18 protein-coding genes and 1 pseudogene are annotated in these 18,553 nt (G+C 62.9%); 10 read left to right on the top strand and 9 right to left on the bottom strand.

Features of this window, described 5'->3' with window-relative positions:
* Positions 1-43: 43 nt before the first annotated feature.
* Complete coding sequence (locus PSH66_RS18760) at positions 44-583, bottom strand: cytochrome b (protein ID WP_141064878.1); 540 nt, start codon at positions 581-583, stop codon at positions 44-46.
* Positions 580-1,662: a catalase family peroxidase gene (locus PSH66_RS18765; protein WP_003174799.1), complete on the bottom strand. Its 1,083-nt coding sequence runs from the start codon at positions 1,660-1,662 to the stop codon at positions 580-582. The genes PSH66_RS18760 and PSH66_RS18765 overlap by 4 nt, the downstream gene beginning before the upstream one ends.
* Before the next feature lie 169 nt (positions 1,663-1,831).
* On the opposite strand from PSH66_RS18765, the gene PSH66_RS18770 reads away from it, so the two are divergent.
* From PSH66_RS18770 to PSH66_RS18785, 4 genes are all read left to right on the top strand, one after another.
* Positions 1,832-2,338 (top strand): sigma-70 family RNA polymerase sigma factor, encoded by a 507-nt coding sequence (locus tag PSH66_RS18770; RefSeq protein ID WP_003174800.1) that lies wholly within the window; start codon positions 1,832-1,834, stop codon positions 2,336-2,338.
* Positions 2,335-3,072 (top strand): anti-sigma factor, encoded by a 738-nt coding sequence (locus PSH66_RS18775; RefSeq protein ID WP_078825258.1) that lies wholly within the window; start codon positions 2,335-2,337, stop codon positions 3,070-3,072. Before PSH66_RS18770 ends, PSH66_RS18775 begins: the two co-directional genes overlap by 4 nt.
* A gap of 78 nt (positions 3,073-3,150) precedes the next feature.
* Positions 3,151-4,245, top strand: coding sequence for a cell division protein ZapE (zapE, locus tag PSH66_RS18780; protein WP_305427429.1), 1,095 nt, complete (start codon positions 3,151-3,153; stop codon positions 4,243-4,245).
* Positions 4,246-4,285: 40 nt separating this feature from the next.
* On the top strand, positions 4,286-5,587 hold the full coding sequence (locus tag PSH66_RS18785; protein ID WP_305427430.1) for a protein kinase: 1,302 nt from the start codon (positions 4,286-4,288) through the stop codon (positions 5,585-5,587).
* A gap of 60 nt (positions 5,588-5,647) precedes the next feature.
* Here the strand turns inward: PSH66_RS18785 and PSH66_RS18790 are convergent, their stop codons facing one another.
* Entirely contained in the window at positions 5,648-6,355 is a 708-nt protein-coding gene (locus PSH66_RS18790) for a YebC/PmpR family DNA-binding transcriptional regulator (RefSeq protein WP_003174804.1), read from the bottom strand.
* A 98-nt stretch (positions 6,356-6,453) separates the two neighbouring features.
* Positions 6,454-7,311 carry a LysR substrate-binding domain-containing protein gene (locus PSH66_RS18795; RefSeq protein WP_305429631.1) on the bottom strand — a complete coding sequence of 286 codons (858 nt, stop codon included), beginning with the start codon at positions 7,309-7,311 and terminating at the stop codon, positions 6,454-6,456.
* 111 nt (positions 7,312-7,422) lie between these two features.
* Between PSH66_RS18795 and PSH66_RS18800 the strand changes: the two genes are divergently transcribed.
* From PSH66_RS18800 to PSH66_RS18810, 3 genes are all read left to right on the top strand, one after another.
* Positions 7,423-8,550, top strand: a complete 1,128-nt coding sequence (locus PSH66_RS18800; RefSeq protein WP_305427431.1) for a 2-aminoethylphosphonate--pyruvate transaminase — start codon at positions 7,423-7,425, stop codon at positions 8,548-8,550.
* Positions 8,547-9,374 carry a phosphonoacetaldehyde hydrolase gene (gene phnX, locus PSH66_RS18805; protein ID WP_003174807.1) on the top strand — a complete coding sequence of 276 codons (828 nt, stop codon included), beginning with the start codon at positions 8,547-8,549 and terminating at the stop codon, positions 9,372-9,374. The genes PSH66_RS18800 and phnX overlap by 4 nt, the downstream gene beginning before the upstream one ends.
* Positions 9,375-9,622: 248 nt before the next feature.
* Positions 9,623-10,180, top strand: coding sequence for a cytochrome b (locus PSH66_RS18810; RefSeq protein WP_003174808.1), 558 nt, complete (start codon positions 9,623-9,625; stop codon positions 10,178-10,180).
* Here PSH66_RS18810 and PSH66_RS18815 read toward each other — a convergent pair.
* Together PSH66_RS18815 and PSH66_RS18820 are read right to left on the bottom strand one after the other, a co-directional pair.
* The gene (locus PSH66_RS18815) at positions 10,170-11,060 is read right to left on the bottom strand and encodes a 1-aminocyclopropane-1-carboxylate deaminase/D-cysteine desulfhydrase (RefSeq protein ID WP_141064872.1); all 891 of its coding nucleotides are present in this window, start codon (positions 11,058-11,060) and stop codon (positions 10,170-10,172) included. The genes PSH66_RS18810 and PSH66_RS18815 overlap by 11 nt on opposite strands.
* Before the next feature lie 68 nt (positions 11,061-11,128).
* Positions 11,129-13,168: an NADPH-dependent 2,4-dienoyl-CoA reductase gene (locus tag PSH66_RS18820; protein ID WP_305427432.1), complete on the bottom strand. Its 2,040-nt coding sequence runs from the start codon at positions 13,166-13,168 to the stop codon at positions 11,129-11,131.
* A 212-nt stretch (positions 13,169-13,380) separates the two neighbouring features.
* Here PSH66_RS18820 and PSH66_RS18825 point away from each other — a divergent pair, with 212 nt between their 5' ends.
* Together PSH66_RS18825 and PSH66_RS18830 are read left to right on the top strand one after the other, a co-directional pair.
* Positions 13,381-14,511 carry a carbon-nitrogen hydrolase family protein gene (locus tag PSH66_RS18825; protein WP_305427433.1) on the top strand — a complete coding sequence of 377 codons (1,131 nt, stop codon included), beginning with the start codon at positions 13,381-13,383 and terminating at the stop codon, positions 14,509-14,511.
* Between the two features lie 4 nt (positions 14,512-14,515).
* On the top strand, positions 14,516-15,550 hold the full coding sequence (locus PSH66_RS18830) for an AraC family transcriptional regulator (RefSeq protein ID WP_003174812.1): 1,035 nt from the start codon (positions 14,516-14,518) through the stop codon (positions 15,548-15,550).
* 8 nt (positions 15,551-15,558) lie between these two features.
* Here the strand turns inward: PSH66_RS18830 and PSH66_RS18835 are convergent, their stop codons facing one another.
* Together PSH66_RS18835 and PSH66_RS18840 are read right to left on the bottom strand one after the other, a co-directional pair.
* Entirely contained in the window at positions 15,559-15,696 is a 138-nt protein-coding gene (locus PSH66_RS18835) for a hypothetical protein (RefSeq protein ID WP_003174813.1), read from the bottom strand.
* Positions 15,697-15,889: 193 nt separating this feature from the next.
* Positions 15,890-16,360 (bottom strand): MarR family winged helix-turn-helix transcriptional regulator, encoded by a 471-nt coding sequence (locus tag PSH66_RS18840; RefSeq protein WP_003174814.1) that lies wholly within the window; start codon positions 16,358-16,360, stop codon positions 15,890-15,892.
* Between the two features lie 37 nt (positions 16,361-16,397).
* Between PSH66_RS18840 and aceE the strand changes: the two are divergent.
* A pseudogene (gene aceE, locus PSH66_RS18845) lies at positions 16,398-17,681 on the top strand (pyruvate dehydrogenase (acetyl-transferring), homodimeric type); the annotation flags it as partial.
* A 1-nt stretch (position 17,682) separates the two neighbouring features.
* Here the strand turns inward: aceE and PSH66_RS18850 are convergent.
* Positions 17,683-18,498, bottom strand: coding sequence for a DUF2242 domain-containing protein (locus PSH66_RS18850; RefSeq protein WP_305427434.1), 816 nt, complete (start codon positions 18,496-18,498; stop codon positions 17,683-17,685).
* Positions 18,499-18,553: the final 55 nt, after the last annotated feature.

An 18,553-nucleotide genomic window follows, 5' to 3' on the forward strand; every position in this document is an offset into this window, starting at 1 on the left:
CCGTTGAATCAGTGTGGTGCAGGAGTTGACCACACTGACTTGCTCAGCCCTTGGTACCGGTCATGCTCTGCAGCACACCGTCACGCCGAATCCACCCATGGAACAGCGCCGCGGCCAGGTGCGCCAGCACGGTCAAAAACAGCAGGTAGGCCAAAAACCCGTGGGCCTTGCGCAGCAGTGCAAACAACGGTGCATCAGCGCCCACCAATGCCGGCAACTGCACCGAACTGCTGAGCATCACCGGGTCGCCCGCCGCCGAAATCATCGCCCAGCCCAGCAGCGGCAATACCAGCATCAATGTATACAGCAGCACATGGGACGCCTTGGCGGCCAGCCGTTGCCACAGGGGCAGATCAGACGGCAACGGCGGTTGGCGAGTGGAGAAACGCACCACCAGACGCACGATCACCAACGCCAGGATCGCGATGCCCAGCGGCTTGTGCAGGTGGATCAACCATTCATGCCGCTCGGAAACGGACGCCGCCAAACCCGCGCCGATAAACAGCATGGCGATGATCATCAGCGCCATCAGCCAATGCAGCAGCCGCGCCAGGGGCGCGAAAAACCGTGGTTGTGCATTCATGGTTTCGACTCCTGAGGGGCGCTGTGCAACGGGCTGACTTCACCGGCACGGCGCAGGTAGGAACTGGCATACGCGGCCGAACGAGCGGCCAGCAGCGGGTCATTGGAGGCTTCGATACCGCTGGGCAAGATCAACGGATCGAAGTTGATGTCGCGGCAATCGCCGTCAGCCTGGGGTTGGCTGCTCTGCACCACCAGGGTGCCGGCGTTCAACACTTTGTGCTCGCCGGTCCAGGTCTTGCTGGCGTCGTCCAGCGGGTCGCCGGGGTTGGCCAGGGTCATGTTCAATTGCCAACGCAACGGCCCGGCGGCCAGGTGTTGCACCAGGTCTTTTTCGAGGAAGTCTGCGCCGGCCGGCGCGGTATCGCCCAGCGCATCCTGACGCTGTGGTACCACGCTCCAGCGCACCGCCTGGCGCTTGCCATCGGCACTGACCAGATAGAACGCGTTAATGCCGTTATAGGTCTCGGTGGCGTAACTGGCAGACGGCTTGGCGGTCTTGACCCACGCCAGGAACGGCGCAGTCTCCGGATGCGCGGCAAAAAACGCCGGCATGCTCAAAGGGTCCGGCTTGCCGGTGGCGGGGTCCGGCGCGCCCGCTTTGAGCAACTGGTAAAACGCCTCGGGCGTGCCCACCGGAAACACCGGCATACTGTTCATTCCCGTGCGCCATTGCTGGCCGTTAGCCTGGCTGAATTGCACGGCAAAACTGCGGATCGGCACACTGCTGTCCGGCGCATACGGGTTACCGCTGGGCAAGGCGAACCGGCCGATCAACGGGGTCCTGGCCTCGCTGAACACCTGCGCACTGGAATACGCACGGGCCTCGGGGCTGCTCTCGAAATACCCGGCCACGCACACGCCCTTGGCATGGTTGCGCCGAAAGCCCGGATGCACGCCGTTATTGGTTTCCAGCGCGTTGACCAGAGTTTTCGGACGCAGGCGCTGTGGGTCAAGCGTGCCGTTGACGTAGGCAAATGCCCCTGCCACAACAGCAACCACGGCACCGATACCGGCGAGCCGCGCGATCAGGCTCGCCTTGCTCAACGGGGGACGCGGCGGTGATGAGTGATCTACCATAAACAAACTCCAGGGCCAGTGGCCTTAGGGGGTGAACATAAGGTCGGTGTATTGAGACGAACACCGCCCCACCCTATTCCCTGGGCACGGATTTATTTTTCGTGGCCTGGAATAACCGCCGGCGCCGGGCGTCTCTCTAGTCCCAGCGTAGTGACCAGCCAGACACCCCATGCATGAACTCGACGAACCGTTACGTGAACTCATCCCCAGGCTGCGGCGTTTTGCTGTGTCCCTGACCCGTAACGCCAGCAGTGCCGATGACCTGGTGCAGTCGACCCTGGAGCGGGCGATCACCCGCTGGGCCGACAAACGCATCGAAGGCGACCTGCGCGCCTGGCTGTTCTCGATCCTCTACCGCCAGTTCCTCGATGCCCACCGGCGCACCCGGCGCTATGCGCGCATGCTGGAATTCTTCACCGGCCGCGAAGATGCGCAGCCGTCGGTCGAGCGCACGGTGATCGCCCAGTCGACCCTGCAGGCGTTCGATCAACTCAACACCGAACAACGCGCGTTGTTGCTGTGGGTCTCGGTCGAAGGCTTGAGCTACAAGGAAGTCGCCGAAATACTCGACGTGCCGCTTGGCACCGTGATGTCACGCCTGTCCCGCGCCCGCCAAGCCCTGCGGCAACTCAGCGACGGCGAAATTGCCAGCCCTTCCCTGCGGATACTCAAATGATCAGCCTGCCCCCCAGCGAACGCGACCTGCATGCCTACGTCGATCACCAACTCCTGGAGAGCGATCGCCGTGTTCTCGAAACGTGGCTGGCCGCGCACCCCGACGTCGCGGCCCAAGTGCATGCCTGGCAGCAGGATGCGCAGTTGCTGCGCGCGTCATTGAGCGGCGCCCTGCAACAGCCGGCCAACCCCAACCTTGACCCGGCGCTGATTCGCCAGCGCATCCAGCACCGGTCGCGCCGCCACTTCGCCACGGCCGCCGTGTTGCTGATCGCCGTGAGCCTTGGCGGCCTCGGCGGCTGGCACGCCCGTGAAGCCACGCAATCACCCCAACAGCCAATGGCCGACGCGATGCAAGCGTTCCGGCTGTTTGCCCAGGACGGCATCCTGCCCGCCGATTACAACGCCCAGGACAGCGGCACCATGCAGGCCTGGCTCGACCGCTATTTCAACCAGGCCCATCGCCTGCCGGATTTGAGCCCATCGGGGTTCAAGCCGGTCAGCGGGCGTTTGCTCAGCACCGAGCAAGGCGCTGCCGCCATGGTGCTTTACCAGGACGCGCAAGGCCGGCGCATCAGTTTCTATATCCGGCCGCCGGGGCCGAACAACGGTTTTCTACCGCGTGGCAGCCGCACCGCAGATGGGCTGCAAGCGCAATACTGGTCCGGCGGCGGCTACAACTATGCGGTCGTCAGCCCGGCGGACCAGGTGCCCGCACACCTGTTGCAGTTCTAGGCGCGGGCGCTCCTGTATTGGTCAAATCAGCGCGAGCGCCCTAAAGTGAGCGACCACCGCACTACAGAGTGACTCGCATTGGCCGTGCTTCCCCTGCTCCGTCGTTTACTCGGTAAACACAGCGCCCCCCACGACAACTCGCCCATCCAGGCATTCTTTGAGGACCAGGCCCGGCAACAGGGTTACACCCTCAGCGCCGGCCAGGACCGGGCAATCGCCGCCATGGCACGCGAAACCCGGCACCGGCTCGCCCGCCGGCCCACTCGAAGCCTGTACCTGCACGGTCCGGTGGGACGTGGCAAAAGCTGGCTGCTGGACGGTTTCTTCCAGGCGCTGCCCATCGCCGAGAAACAGCGTGTGCATTTCCATGAGTTTTTCGCGCGCTTGCACCGCGGCATGTTCGCCCACCGGGCCGTGGACGATGCGCTCGCCATGACCCTCGATGAGTTGCTCGACGGCTGCCAGGTGCTGTGTTTCGACGAGTTCCACGTCCACGACATCGGCGACGCCATGCTGATCACGCGGCTGTTCCAGGCCCTGTTCCGGCGCGGTGTCTGGGTGCTGGTCACCTCCAACTATCCGCCTGAAGGCCTGTTGCCCAACCCTCTGTACCACGAGCGTTTCAAGCCGGTGATCGACTTGATCGCCGCGCGCATGGACGTCTTGGAAGTCAGCTCCCCCGAGGATTTTCGCCGCTTGCCCCAGGCCCACGCCACGCAACGCTTTACCACGGGGCAGTATGTGTGGCCCGGCACCGCGGCCCAACGCGCGACGCTCGGCCTCCCCGCCATGGATGGCCCGGCGCATACCCTGGCAGTGGGCAACCGGCAGTTGGCCTGTCGCTACCATCAGGCGCGAACGGTCGCGTTCACCTTCAGCGACCTATGCGAACAACTGACGGCCGTGATGGATTACCTGCTGCTGTGCGAAGATTTCGACCACTGGATCATCGACGGCCTGCCTCACCTGGCCGAGTGTCCGATTGCCGTGCAGCAGCGCTTTATCAACCTGGTGGACGTGCTCTACGACAAAGACAAGCACCTGGTGCTGATCGGTGAACAGCCACTGGCACAGGCGATGAGTGGCGAGGCCATCGACCTCGCCCGCACCGCCAGCCGCCTGAACCAATTGCAACAGGCCAGCCCGCAACCGGTGCCCGACCCGGTATCATGAGCGCCCTTTACGCCCCCCTAGCCGAGTGACCGCGCCGCTGATGCATACCCTCGCCCAACTCAAGTCCGGCCAATTGGCCGGTATCCAGCGCCTGGACCTGTCCTGCGGGCTCACCGAATTTCCCCGGGAAATCTTCGACCTGGCCGACTCCCTGGAAATCCTCAACCTCAGCGGTAACGCCCTGAGCCGGTTGCCCGACGACCTGCATCGCCTGCCACACCTGCGGGTACTGTTCTGCTCGGACAACGCCTTCACCGAACTGCCCGAATGCCTGGGCCAGTGCGCGCAACTGAGCATGATCGGTTTCAAGGCCAACCAGATCAGCCACGTGTCCGCCGCCGCGCTGCCGCCGTTGCTGCGCTGGCTGATCCTCACCGACAACCGTATCAGCCAATTGCCCGATGAATTGGGCGAGCGCCCACTGCTGCAAAAACTGATGCTGGCCGGCAACCAATTGGCGCATCTGCCGCCGAACCTGAGTCACTGTCACCACCTCGAATTGCTGCGCATCGCGTCCAACCGCTTCACCCAGCTGCCGGCGTGGCTGTTGACCCTGCCCAGCCTGACCTGGCTGGCCTATGCCGGTAACCCGGTGGAAATGGCGGTGGATGTAGCGGTGGACGACGCCACGCCCGACATTCCTTGGGCCGAGCTGGAACTGGCCCAAGTGCTGGGCGAAGGCGCTTCGGGGGTGATTCGCAAAGCGCTGCGTAAACCCACGGGCACGCCCGTTGCCGTCAAGCTCTACAAAGGCACCATCACCAGCGACGGTTCGCCGTTGCACGAAATGCAAGCCTGCATCGCCGCCGGGCTGCACCCCAACCTGATCAGGGTGCAGGGCCGCGTCATCGGCCACCCCGATGACCAGGCTGCGCTGGTGATGGACCTGATCGACCCGAGCTACCGCAACCTGGCGGCCCTGCCGAGCCTGGCCTCGTGTACCCGTGACATCTACGCGCCCGACACGCGTTTCAGCGCCAAAGTGGCCTTGCGTATGGCACGGGGCATCGCCTCGGTGGCCGCGCATCTGCACCGGCACGGCATTACCCATGGCGACCTCTACGGCCACAACATCCTGTGGAATGAAGCCGGGGATTGCCTGCTCGGGGATTTTGGCGCGGCGTCGTTCCATGCCACGGCGGATACCCTCGAAACACGGGCGCTGCAGCGCATTGAAGTGCGGGCGTTCGGGGTGTTGCTGGGGGAGTTGCTGGAGCGGGTTGAGGGGGGACTGAGCGACGAACTGCAGGAACTGCAAAGAACCTGCTGTCAACCGGATGTGTTGGCGCGACCAAGCTTTGAAGAGATCGAGGTCTTGCTCGAATCTAGCCAACACCCCTGAAACCAACGAGGGAGGGGCTGTGCCCCTCCCTCATTTGAACAGTGTCTATTCAGTTATAAATCAGCCCGCCAAACCGACAAACATATCCTGCACGTCATCATGGTTGTCCAGACCTTCCAGGAACGCCTCGACTTCAGCCATCTGCTCATCGGTCAAACCGCTCACCGGGTTTTTCGACAGGTAGCCGAGCTTGGCCGACAGCACGGTAAAACCCTGCTCCGGCAGTGCTTTCTGGACCGCATCCAGGTCGGTGGTCTCGGTGATAAACAGGGTCGTCCCCTCTTCCTCACCTGCTTCAAAGTCCTGGGCACCGGCTTCGATGGCGGCCATTTCCGGATCGGCGTCCGGCGTGTCCGGCGAGGCTTCGATCAGGCCCACATGGTTGAAGTCCCAGGCCACCGAGCCCGAAGCCCCCAGTTGGCCCTTGCGGAACGCCACTCTGATCTCCGCCACGGTGCGGTTGATGTTGTCGGTTACACATTCAACGATCAGCGGCACCTGGTGCGGGGCAAACCCTTCGTAAGTCACACGGTGGTATTGCACGGTCTCACCGAGCAGACCGGCGCCCTTCTTGATCGCGCGGTCCAGGGTTTCCTTGGGCATCGAGGCTTTTTTGGCCTGTTCCACCACCAGCCGCAGGTGGGCGTTGGTCGCGGTGTCGGCACCGTTGCGGGCGGCGATGGTGATTTCTTTCACCAGCTTGCCGAAGATCTTGCCCTTGGCATTGGCTGCCGCTTCTTTATGTTTGACTTTCCACTGTGCGCCCATGACTCACTCTCTGATATCCATAGCGCCGAGACGTCTACTGGCCGGCGCTTTGGGGGCAGAGTTTATAGCGCAAGAACGCATCGTTCCACCAAAAACCCTCAGGGCGCCAACTGGAAAAACGCCTGGATCAAGCGCAATGAGCGACGCCGCTCCATACAACCGAGCAAATGCCGATTGACCAGCCCAGCGCCCTGGATTGCTATCGCCTGCACGCGAGGGTCCGGGCTGACCTCCATCGACGACACCACCCCCACCCCCAATTGCGCCGCGACGGCTTCGGTCACCGCCTCACGGCTGTCCAGTTCCAGCAGCACGTTGGGCTGCACACCGGCTGCAAGGCAAGCGCCATCAAAGGTGCGGCGGGTGATGGAGCCAGGTTCGCGCAGCACCATGATCACCTCGTGCAGTTGCGCCAATTCAATGCCCTTGTCCGCCGTTGCCCATGGATGCCCGCTGGGCACCAGCGCACAGATCCGTGACGCGCTCAAGGGCTGCAGGTACAAGCCATTGCGCGGTTCCACCTCGGTGAGCACCGCCACATCCACGTGCTCGGACAACAACGCGGCCAGGGTTTCCTGGGCATTGCCCAGACGCAGGTTCACGGTAATGCCTGGGTAACGCGTGCGCAGGCGCGCGATCAATGGCATCACCAGGTGCGGACCGTCCGCCGCCACTTCCAGGCGCCCGGTGAGCAATTGGCGATTGGCTTCCAACAGCGCCTGTGCCTCGTCCACCAGGCCGAAGATCGAGCGGGTGATCGCCGCCAGGCGCACGCCTTCCTCGGTCAATTCCACCCGTCGCGCGGTGCGGCGCAGCAGCGGGATCTGGTAATGCTCCTCCAGGGCCTTGATATGCCCGGTCACCGCCGGCTGGCTGATAAACAGCCGCTTGGCGGCCTGGGTAAAGCTGCCCTCGCGGGCCACGGCATCGAATGCGCGCAGTTGGAACAGGTTCATCATTATCGGCCTCACTGATAACTCGCATAACAACAAACAATTTGATTGATAACAAGCCAAACTGCAATTTAGGCGCCGTAGAGTCAACCCGTTGTTTTGCGAGGACACCCGATGACCACCGCCGCGCCCATCCTGCTCACCCCCGGGCCACTGACCACGTCTGCTCGAACCCGTCAGGCAATGACGGTGGATTGGGGTTCATGGGACGAGGATTTCAACCAACTCACCGCCAGCGTCCGCGAGCAACTGCTGGCGATCATCCACGGCGCCGACAGCCACCACTGCGTGCCGTTGCAGGGCAGCGGCACGTTTGCCGTCGAAGCGGCCATCGGCACGTTGGTCCCACGCAACGGCAAGGTACTGGTGCTGATCAACGGCGCCTACGGCAAGCGCCTGGCGAAGATCTGCGAGGTGCTCGGCCGCGACTTCAGCACCTTTGAAACCGCCGAAGACCAACCCACCACCGCCGCCGATGCAGACCGCCTGCTGGGCGCCGATCCGACCATTACCCATGTCGCGCTGATCCACTGCGAAACCAGCACCGGCATTCTCAACCCGCTGGCGCAGATTGCCCAAGTGGTGAACAACCACGGCAAACGGCTGATCATCGACGCCATGAGTTCCTTCGGCGCGCTGCCTATCGATGCTCGCCAAGTGCCGTTCGACGCGCTGATCGCTGCCTCGGGCAAGTGCCTGGAAGGCGTACCGGGCATGGGTTTCGTCTTCGCCGACAAACAGGCGCTGGCCGCCGCCGAAGGCAACTGCCATTCCCTGGCGATGGACCTCTTCGACCAGCACAGCTACATGGTCAGGACCGGCCAATGGCGCTTTACTCCGCCGACCCACGTGGTCGCCGCCCTGCACGAAGCGCTGCGGCAATACGCCGAGGACGGTGGCCTGCCCGCACGCCATCGACGCTACGCCAACAACTGCCAGGCGTTGCTCGACGGCATGGCCGGGCTGGGTTTGCGCAGCTTCCTGCGGGCCGATATCCAGGCGCCGATCATCGTCACCTTCCATGCCCCGCAAGACCCGCGCTACCGCTTCAAGGAATTCTATGAACGGGTCAAGGCCCAGGGTTTCATTCTGTACCCCGGCAAATTGACCCGGCTGGAGACGTTCCGCGTCGGTTGCATCGGCCATGTCGACGCAGCCGACATGCGCGCCGCCGTTACCGCCATCGCCCAGGCACTGCAAGCGATGGGCATCACCCTCTCATCCTTTGGATCGCACCCATGAACTATCAAGCCCCCAACACGCTCCAGGCCGTGATCCTCGATTGGGCCGGCACCGTGGTCGACTTCGGCTCCTTCGCACCCACGCAGATCTTTGTCGAGGCCTTCGCCGAGTTCGGTGTGCAAGTCTCTATCGAAGAAGCCCGAGGCCCGATGGGCATGGGCAAGTGGGACCACATCCGCACCCTGTGCAACCAGCCGCAGGTCGCCGAGCGCTACCGCGAGGCGTTCGGCCGCACGCCCACCGACGACGACGTGACCGCGATCTACCAGCGCTTCATGCCGTTGCAGATCGAAAAGATCGCCGAGCACTCCGCGCTGATCCCCGGCGCCCTCGACACCATCGCCCAGCTGCGTGCGCACGGTCTCAGAATTGGCTCCTGCTCCGGCTACCCCAAACAAGTGATGGACAAGGTCGTGGCACTGGCGGCCACCAACGGCTACATCGCCGACCATGTGGTGGCCACCGACGAAGTGCCCAACGGCCGACCCTGGCCGGCCCAGGCGCTGGCCAACGTCATCGCGCTGGGCATAGACGATGTGGCGGCATGCGTGAAGGTCGACGACACCGTGCCGGGCATCCTCGAAGGCCGTCGCGCCGGGATGTGGACCGTGGCGCTGACCTGCTCCGGCAATGCACTGGGCCTGACCTATGAGCAGTTCCGCGTCCTGGACAACGCCACACTGGCCAGCGAGCGCAAGCGCATCGAGGCGATGTTCGAAGGCTCACGCCCGCATTACCTGATCGACACGCTCGCCGACCTGCCGACGGTGATCGCCGATATCAACCAGCGCCTGGCCCGCGGTGAAATGCCGCAAAGCCACTGACAGAGGTCAAAACAGCGGCATTCGCACCGGGCAATCCGATCAAAACAGGCATACAGTTAAAACACTGCGTCACCAAAGAACGCAATGCTGTTCCGTGAAAAATCTGTGCCTGTGGCGAGGGAGCTTGCTCCCGCTGGGGCGCGAAGCGGCCCGCTCTTTGTTTACAAAGAATGGGGACTGCTACGCAGTCCAGCGGGAGCAAGCTCCCTCACCACAGGCTTGCCCTGATGAAATGAGGAAACCCAGCGATGCCGTGGAAAAATTCCGATACGCGCTACAGCACCATGTCGATTGCGCTGCACTGGTTGATGGTGGTGCTGCTGGCGGTGGTCTACGCCTGCATTGAATTACGCGGCCAGTTCCCCAAAGGCAGCGGCGCCCGCACGCTGATCGTCGAGATGCACTTCATGCTCGGCCTCACCGTGTTTGTGCTGGTGTGGCTGCGACTGTTTGCACGCAGCCTGGGAGTTGCACCGAAGATCGAACCGGCGCCGCCGCAATGGCAAAGCCTGTTGGCCACGCTGATGCACTTGGCGCTCTACGCATTGATGATCGGTATGCCGATCGCCGGTTGGTTGGTCGTCAGCGCCGAAGGGCATTCGGTGCTGTTCTACGGCATGGAGTTGCCGCCGTTGATTGGCGAGAACAAGGCCCTGGCCAAGCAGATTGAAGGCTGGCACGTGTGGTTCGGCAAGCTCGGTTATTGGCTGATCGGGCTGCATGCATTGGCGGGCATCTTTCACCATTACGTAGTGCGCGATAACACCGCCTTGCGCATGATGCCGGGCAAGCGCGCTAGGCTGTAAACCCTCGGCGACCTTGCAGGCCGCCGGTGTGCACGAAGATCAGGCGAGTGTCGGGTGCGATACGTCCGGCCTCGATCTGTTGTTTCAACGCCAGCAGGGCCTTACCGGTGTAGAGCGGTTCCAGTAGCAGCCCGCAGGCTTGCTCGGTGGTTTCAATGAAGTCGAGCAACACCGGATCGACCTTGGCGAAACCGCCGCGGCTGGCGTCCACCAGTTCGTAGCCGCCTGACACCAGGGCGCTCACGTTCTGCGCCACCCCGTGATCGTCCGGCACGGCCAGCGCGCCGTACACCGGATGCGCGCCCGCCTCGGCCAGTACCAACCCGGCCAGTGTGGTGCCGGTGCCCGCCGCCAGCCACCAGGCGTCGTAGTCGGGCCAGCCCAGGTTGCTCAATTGCGCGCGGGCCTGTTCGACCAGCACCCTGCAACCTGTTGCGCCGGCCAATCCGCCGCCCCCTTCGGGCACGGGAAACAGGTGCGGATAAAGCTCACGCCACGACGCCCAGAAACCCGGCTCATGACGCGCGCGATAGCCGCCGTAACCCAGCCAATGCAGCTGCATGCCGAACGCTTTCAAGTCCAGGACGGTGGGTGTGTCTTGCCGATGGCCGCGCAGCAGGCCGACGGTGGGAAAACCAAAGCGTTTGCCCGCCGCCGCCAGTGCGTGCAGATGGTTGGAGTAGGCCCCCCCCAGGCTGATGATGCCGTGGGCACCGGCCTGTCGGGCCTGGGTCAGGTGCTCGGTGAGCTTGAACCACTTGTTGCCGCTGATCAGCGGGTCGATGCGGTCCAGGCGCAGCACGGCCAGTTCGACCCCGTTCAGCCAGTCCAACTGCAAGGGTTCAAGGGGAGCCTGGGGCAGCCAATCGAAGGGACCCATGGGGGGCGCATCTGCATGAAAAAAGGTGCGGTAGTCTAACACCGCACCTTTGGTTGACCGCTCGCTCTTTACAGCTCGGCGGCAAGGCGCGAGCCCTGGTTGATGGCGCGCTTGGCATCCAGCTCGGCCGCCACGTCCGCACCGCCGATCAGGTGCACGTTCTGGCCGGCCGCGACCAGGCCGTCGTGCAGTTCACGCAACGGGTCCTGGCCGGCGCAAATCACGATGTTGTCCACCGCCAACACCTGTGGCTCGCCTTCGGCGCCGATGCGGATATGCAGGCCGTCGTCGTCGATTTTCAGGTACTCGACACTGTTGAGCATTTGCACCTGCTTGTTCTTCAACCCGGTGCGGTGGATCCAGCCGGTGGTCTTGCCCAGGCCGTCGCCGACCTTGGACGCCTTGCGTTGCAGCAGGAATACCTCACGCGCCGGCGCATGGCGCTCGGGCTTGATCCCGGCCACGCCGCCACGGGCTTGCAGCTGGGTGTCGATGCCCCACTCCTTCCAGAACGCTTCGCGGTCCAGGCTGGTGGACACACCTTGATGCACGAGGAATTCCGACACGTCAAAACCAATACCACCGGCGCCGATCACCGCGACGCGCTTGCCCACCGGTTTGCGTTCAAGGATCACGTCCAGGTAGCTCAGTACCTTGGCGTTTTCCACGCCTGGAATGGCCGGCGTACGCGGCGCAATGCCAGTGGCCAGGATGATTTCGTCGTAGCCACCGGCCGTCAGTTGCGCCACATCCACACGGGTGTCGAGGCACAGTTCGACATGGGTGGTCTGCAATTTGCGTTTGAAGTAGCGCAGGGTTTCGAAAAACTCTTCTTTGCCCGGCACGCGCTTGGCGATGTTGAACTGACCGCCGATTTCGCTGGCCGAATCGAACAGCGTCACCTTGTGGCCCCGCTCGGCCGCGACCGTCGCAGCGGCCAGGCCGGCAGGGCCGGCGCCGACCACGGCAATTTTCTTGATCTGTTGCACCGGCAGGTAATTCAGTTCGGTCTCGTAGCACGCGCGCGGGTTAACCAGACAGGTCGTCAGCTTGCCGCCAAAAGTGTGGTCCAGGCAGGCCTGGTTGCAGCCGATGCAGGTGTTGATTTCATCGGCACGGCCGGCGGCGGCCTTGTTGACGAACTCCGGGTCGGCCAGGAACGGCCGCGCCATGGAGACCATGTCCGCATCGCCTTCGGCAAGGATCCGCTCGGCGATTTCAGGGGTGTTGATGCGGTTGGTGGTGATCAACGGAATCCGCACCGCACCGCGTAATTTGGCGGTCACTTTGCTGAACGCGCCACGCGGCACCTTGGTGGCAATGGTCGGGATACGCGCTTCGTGCCAGCCGATACCCGTATTGATAATCGTCGCGCCGGCCTGCTCGATGGCCTTGGCCAACTGCACGATTTCTTCCCAGGTGCTGCCGCCTTCCACCAGGTCGAGCATCGACAGGCGGAAGATAATGATGAAATTCGGACCAACCGCTGCGCGCACACGGCTGACGATTTCCACCGCCAGGCGCATGCGGTTTTCATAGCTGCCGCCCCAACGGTCGGTGCGGTGGTTGGTGTGGGCGGCCAGGAACTGGTTAATGAAATAACCTTCGGAACCCATGATTTCCACGCCGTCGTACTCGGCCACCTGGGCCAAGAGCGAGCAGGTGACAAAATCCCGGATCTGCTTTTCGATGCCCTCTTCGTCCAACTCCTTGGGCTTGAACGGGTTGATCGGCGCCTGGATCGCGCTTGGCGCCACCTGCTTGGGGCTGTAGGCATAACGGCCGGCGTGAAGGATCTGCATGCAGATCTTACCGCCCGCCGCGTGCACCGCCTGGGTGACGATCCTGTGCTTCTGCGCTTCTTCGTCGGTGGTCAACTTGGCCGCGCCGGCGTACACCCCGCCTTCATCGTTCGGGCCAATGCCACCGGTAACCATCAGGCCCACGCCGCCACGGGCGCGCTCGGCGAAATAGGCGGCCATGCGCTCGAAACCACCAGGCTTTTCTTCAAGGCCGGTGTGCATCGACCCCATCAGGGTACGATTGCGCAAGGTGGTAAAACCCAGGTCCAACGGGGCCAACAGATGCGGATAGGCAGCAGCGGTCATGGTACAGCTCCACAACGGATCATCACGGGACGTGGGACGTTCGAATGACGCCCCATCGGTTTATATCCCACAGACTAAGAGTCGGTGCCCTACCGCTCAATGACCGAAACTCACAACTTATTGATCCAAATGCACAGCACCCCTTGGCAAGCCGCTGCCGGGGCCCTACCCTAGTCAACGAACCCTGCACCCGGTCTGTTGTCTGTTGCCCCATGCGCAAACTTCTCGCTTTTACCGTCACCCTGGCTCTGGTTGCCGCCGTTGCCGCGTACCTGGTCTGGACTCAGGAGCGCCCCGTGGCGCATTACCTGTCGGACCTGCGCAGCACCCTCGCGGTCAACGAGGGCCAGCCTGCCGACCGCGGCAACCTGCTGGGCATCCAGCCGGAGCTGTTCCCCGCCGACTACCAGAGCCTGGAACGCCTGCACCTGAAACTCGCCGCCTACCTGCGCAACGCACGGGACCAAGGCCTGATCAATGACAAGACCATCGTGGTGCTGCCCGAGCATATCGGCACCTGGCTGATGCTGACCGGCGAAAAAAATGAGGTGTACCAGGCGCTGCACGCCAAGGATGCCATGCACTGGCTGTCGATCAGCAACCCGCTGCAGTTCCTGCGCGCCTGGATCAGCGCTACCGGCGATGACCGCACCAACGATGCCTACCTGCGCATGAAAGCGCCGGCGATGGCACGTGATTACCAGGTGCTGTTTGGTGGGTTGGCCAAGGAGTTCGGGGTCACGCTGGTAGCCGGCTCCATCACGCTGCCCAATCCCAGTGTGAGCCAGGGGCAACTGCAGGTCGGCCACGGCGCGCTGTACAACGCCAGCGTGGTGTTCGCGGCGGACGGCCTGCCGGTCGGTGATCCGCAGCGCCAGCTGTACCCGATCTACGATGAGCGTGGGTTTATCGAGCCTGGCGACGAAAACATCATCAGCGTGGTCGACACTCCGGCCGGTCGCCTCGGTGTGCTGGTGGGCAGTGACAGCTGGTACCCGGACAACTACCGCAAGCTCAACGAGCACGGCGCGCAATTGATCGCGGTACCGGCCTTTGTGCTCGGCCGCGAGACCTGGGACCGCCCGTGGCGCGGCTTCAAAAGCGTGTCTACGCCGCAGGAAATCAGCCTCAAACCCGAAGAACTCAGCGAAGGCCAAGCGTGGCGTCGCCTCACCTTGATCAGCCAGCCGCCGGTGAGCCAGGCAGGCGCCGGCGTGAGCGTCTTCCTGCGTGGGCAGTTCTGGGACCTGGGCACCGCCGGGCAAAGCTTTCTGAGCCACAACGGGCAGATCAGCGCCGACGGCGACGCCCGTGGCGCACGCTTACTGAATATCTGGCTGTAACGCCATGAAGCCGGTGCGTCTGGGAGATCTGTCGGTGGGTTTCGTACACACCCTGGCCGATGCCGTCGCCAGCCACGGCCTGGACCCGCAACCGCTGCTGCTGCAATACGGTCTCGACCCCGCCCGCCTCGCCGAAGCCGGCGCGCGGTTGTCGATCCCGCGCTACATGCGCCTGGGCCATGCGGCCATCCAACTGACCGGCGACCCAGCGTTGGGCCTGCGTATGGGGCAATTCAGCCGTTTGAGCCAGGCGGGCCTGGCCGGAGTCACCGCCGCCCAGGCACCCACCGTACGCGAAGCCGCTCGCACACTGACGCGCTTCGAGCCGCTGTATGGGTCCAACTACCGTGGGCAATCGAGTTTTCATGAGGACGCGGAAGGTGCCTGGCTGCGTTTCTATTCCATCAGCCCCTATAACGCCTACAACCGCTTTGTGGTGGATTCGATCCTGTCCAGCTGGCTGCATCAGCTCTCCAGCCTGGCTCGACAACCGGTACAGGCGCAGCGGATCGACATTGAATTCGACGCCCCGGACTACAGTGAGCACTACAGCCTGTTGGGTACCAGCCCGATCCACTTCGGCGCCGCTGCCAATCAACTGCGCCTCAGCCAGCCAACCCTGGCCCTGCGCAATCCGGACCATTGCCCGAGCACCTGGCAACTGTTGCTGCAACTGTGTGAACGGGAACTGGAGCAACTGACGCGCACCCGCAGCCTGCGCGAGCGCATTACCCGACTGCTCGGGCCGATGCTCCATGGCGGCCGGGAACCCGACCTTGAAGAAGTGGCGGCACGCTTGAAGCTGCCGACCTGGACACTGCGCCGCAAACTGGCCGAGGAAGGCACTCAGTTCCGCGCGATTCTCAACGATACCCGCCGCGACCTGGCCATGACCTACATTCGCGATACGGAACTGGCGTTCGGCGAGATCGCCTACTTGCTCGGTTTTGCCTCGGCCCAAGCGTTTCAACGGGCATTCAGGCGGTGGAATAACCAGACCCCAGGCGAATTTCGCCGCAGTCAACGGCATTGCGCCTGAAGTCGGTCTTACAGCTCGGTGGCGTCGTCGACCGGATCCAGCGGATCCCATTCAAAGGCCTGGTACTCCAGCAGTTCTTCCTGATAATCGTCCATCGTGGACTCCTCTTCTTTGTTAAAAGCGGTTGCAGGATTAATGACCTGCATAGCCAGCCTAAAGTGCCGTCATGACGAAAAAAAGTCTGCGTCATGACATTCCCGCCCTTCAGGATTAAACGTAGCAGCGTTATCCGGATTTAGGTATCTACATCACATCAACAGGATGACGCGTAGCAAGGGTTTGATCGCAGCGGTGCGACGATTCGAAACGCCAGCTCCCACAGGGACTCTTCGTTATGCTTCAGGATTTGCGTCGACTGCGAGTCTGCGCACCCGCGTCCATAGCCAGCCCCGCCGTGCGCTCCAGCGCATCGGCAAACCCCTGGCGCTGCTGCGGCTCGATCTGCGACAAAAACAGTTCATCCACCGTGCTTTCGTAGACCTTCCACATTTTTTTACGCAACACCCGCCCGGCCTCGGTAATCGAGGCAAACGCGGCGCGACCATCGCCATCGGAGCGTGAACGCACCACCAGGCCGTCTTTTTCCAGGCGGTCTACCAGGCGCGTGAGGTTGTAGCGCTCGATGGCCAGCACATCGGCCAATTCGTGCATGCGGCGGGTGCCGTCGGGGCCGCTTTCCAAGCCCCATAAGGCGTCATACCAGGCGTAAGGCGGCAGGTTTGCCTCGGCCAGGCGGCGTTCGATTTCACGGAAGACCGTCCTGTGGGCCCGGACAAAACGGAACCAGACATCAGGCTCTTTCGACGACATGCAATACCATCCGGGGGATTTCAAGAAGGTTGCAAACGTGCCGGCGCGCCACAGTGCCGTCGACTCGCTGCAGATCCCCGAACTGGCCACCTTCGCCACCCAACTCAAGGACACCGGCGAGCGTGCCATTTCCACCACCATGGCGTTCGTACGCATCCTCGGCACCCTGCTCAAAGACCCACAGGTGGGCAAGCTGATCGTGCCCATCGTGCCCATCGTGCCGGATGAATCACGCACCTTCGGCATGGAAAGCCTGTTCCGGCAGATCGGCATCCACTCCGCCGTAGGCCAGCTTTATACGCCCCAGGACGCCGGGCAATTGAGCTACTACAAGGAGAGCAAAGACGGACAGATCATGCAGGAAGGCCTGAATGAGTCCGGCGCAATTTCCTCGTGGATTGCGGCGAGTACGTCCTACAGCAACCACGGCCTGATGACCGTGCCGTTCTCTATTTTCTATTCGATGTTCGGCTTCCAGCGCGTCGGTGACCTGGCCTGGGCGGCAGGCGATGCGCGGGCGCGTGGCTTCCTGCTGGGCGCTACGGCCGGGCGCACCACGCTGATGGGCGAAGGCTTGCAGCACGACGATGGGCATAGCCATATCCTGGCCTCGGTGATTCCGTGCTGTGTGTCCTATGACCCAACCTTTGCCTACGAACTGGCGGTGATCATTCGCGAAGGCATGCGGCGCATGTATGTGGAGCAAGAGGACATTTACTACTACATCACCCTGCTCAACGAAAACTACCCCCACCCGGCGATGCCCGAAGGTGTGGAAGAAGGCATTCTCAAGGGTATGTACCCGCTGAGCGTCGCCCCGCAGGCCCAGGTGCAACTGGTGGGCAGCGGCTCGATCCTGCGCGAAGTGATCGCGGCGGCGCGATTGCTCGCCGAGGATTTCGCCGTGTACAGCAACGTGTGGAGCGCGACCAGCCTCACCGAGTTGCGCCGAGACGGGCAGGCGGCCGAGCGCTGGAACCTGTTGCACCCGGAAAATGCGCCACGCGTGAGTTATGTGGAGCAAGGCCTGGCCGGACACACGGGGCCGGTGGTGGTGGCAACGGACTACATGAAACTGTTCGCCGACCAGATCCGCCCTTTCGTGCCGAACCGACGCTTCGTGGCGCTGGGCACCGACGGCTTCGGGCAATCGGATACACGGGAAACCTTGCGCGAATTCTTCGAAGTGGATCGACACTTCATCGCACTGGCGGCCTTGAAGGCACTGGCCGATGACGGCGTGATCGGTCGCGATAAAGTCAGTGGGGCGATCAAACGCTACGGGATCAACGTCGACAAAGCCGACCCCGCGGCAGTCTGATTTACTGCGCAGGTGTCGGCAGCGGTGGAATCGCTTCTGTCGGCGCAGGCAGGTCCGGATTGGTCGGCGCCGGTGCAGGTATCGGTGCCTGTGTCGGTGTCTCGGTCGGTGCCGCTGTCGGCTCTGGCTGAGGCGCGATCGGTGCAGGCTCGGCCGGCGGTGCCAGAGGCTGCGAAGCGGCGGGGTCCTCTTTCGGCGCTTCGACCTTCTCGGCAGCCGGTGCGGCCTTGGGTTCCGGCACACCCAGCTCCGCCTTCGGCTGCTCGGAAATATGCGCGGCCTTTTTTACTTCCTGAGGCAGGAACACGTCCACCAGCGCAAAGTAACGCTCGTAGAACTTCGGTGCCGAAACGGTCTCGCTGGCCACTTTCACCATCGAGTCATCGGTGGAGCCGATCGGCATCGACACCGAGCCCAGCACGCCCACACCCAGGCTCGCCGAGTTGTTGACCTTTTTCAACGCGTAGCGGTCCTGCAAGGCGTTGGCAAACATCGTCGAATGGTGGGTGCCTTTGCCGTCATCGGCGCACACCACGTTGAAACTGATCTGCAGATGGGTTTCGCCGGTCTGCTGGAAACTCTTGTTACCCACCACCAGCTTCGGATCGCTGCTGGTGATGATGTAGCCCTGGCTCAGCAAGGCACGCCGGGCAGCTTCGCAAGCAGCGGTATCACTGACCGGGTAATCCCGGGAAAACGTACCGGAGTCGTCGAAGCTCTCATGTTCGTAAATAGCGGTCTTGGGTGACGAGCAGCCCGCGGCGCCCGCCAACACCAGCGCCACCCAGAGGCTGCGCAAGTAAAATGATGTCGACATTGATAATCCTGAGGAAAACGGTCTGGCCGGTATTGTGCAACAGAAAGTGGCCTTG

Source organism: Pseudomonas sp. FP597, assembly GCF_030687435.1.
In the GTDB taxonomy this organism is placed as follows: domain Bacteria; phylum Pseudomonadota; class Gammaproteobacteria; order Pseudomonadales; family Pseudomonadaceae; genus Aquipseudomonas; species Aquipseudomonas lactucae.

Coding starts and splice junctions, on each gene's coding strand:
- PSH66_RS18760 (WP_141064878.1), bottom strand. CDS start 583: ATGAATGCACAACCACGGTTTTTCGCGCCCCTGGCGCGGCTGCTGCAT.
- PSH66_RS18765 (WP_003174799.1), bottom strand. CDS start 1,662: ATGGTAGATCACTCATCACCGCCGCGTCCCCCGTTGAGCAAGGCGAGC.
- PSH66_RS18770 (WP_003174800.1), top strand. CDS start 1,832: ATGCATGAACTCGACGAACCGTTACGTGAACTCATCCCCAGGCTGCGG.
- PSH66_RS18775 (WP_078825258.1), top strand. CDS start 2,335: ATGATCAGCCTGCCCCCCAGCGAACGCGACCTGCATGCCTACGTCGAT.
- PSH66_RS18785 (WP_305427430.1), top strand. CDS start 4,286: ATGCATACCCTCGCCCAACTCAAGTCCGGCCAATTGGCCGGTATCCAG.
- PSH66_RS18790 (WP_003174804.1), bottom strand. CDS start 6,355: ATGGGCGCACAGTGGAAAGTCAAACATAAAGAAGCGGCAGCCAATGCC.
- PSH66_RS18795 (WP_305429631.1), bottom strand. CDS start 7,311: ATGAACCTGTTCCAACTGCGCGCATTCGATGCCGTGGCCCGCGAGGGC.
- PSH66_RS18800 (WP_305427431.1), top strand. CDS start 7,423: ATGACCACCGCCGCGCCCATCCTGCTCACCCCCGGGCCACTGACCACG.
- phnX (WP_003174807.1), top strand. CDS start 8,547: ATGAACTATCAAGCCCCCAACACGCTCCAGGCCGTGATCCTCGATTGG.
- PSH66_RS18810 (WP_003174808.1), top strand. CDS start 9,623: ATGCCGTGGAAAAATTCCGATACGCGCTACAGCACCATGTCGATTGCG.
- PSH66_RS18815 (WP_141064872.1), bottom strand. CDS start 11,060: ATGGGTCCCTTCGATTGGCTGCCCCAGGCTCCCCTTGAACCCTTGCAG.
- PSH66_RS18820 (WP_305427432.1), bottom strand. CDS start 13,168: ATGACCGCTGCTGCCTATCCGCATCTGTTGGCCCCGTTGGACCTGGGT.
- PSH66_RS18825 (WP_305427433.1), top strand. CDS start 13,381: ATGCGCAAACTTCTCGCTTTTACCGTCACCCTGGCTCTGGTTGCCGCC.
- PSH66_RS18830 (WP_003174812.1), top strand. CDS start 14,516: ATGAAGCCGGTGCGTCTGGGAGATCTGTCGGTGGGTTTCGTACACACC.
- PSH66_RS18835 (WP_003174813.1), bottom strand. CDS start 15,696: ATGCAGGTCATTAATCCTGCAACCGCTTTTAACAAAGAAGAGGAGTCC.
- PSH66_RS18840 (WP_003174814.1), bottom strand. CDS start 16,360: ATGTCGTCGAAAGAGCCTGATGTCTGGTTCCGTTTTGTCCGGGCCCAC.
- PSH66_RS18850 (WP_305427434.1), bottom strand. CDS start 18,498: ATGTCGACATCATTTTACTTGCGCAGCCTCTGGGTGGCGCTGGTGTTG.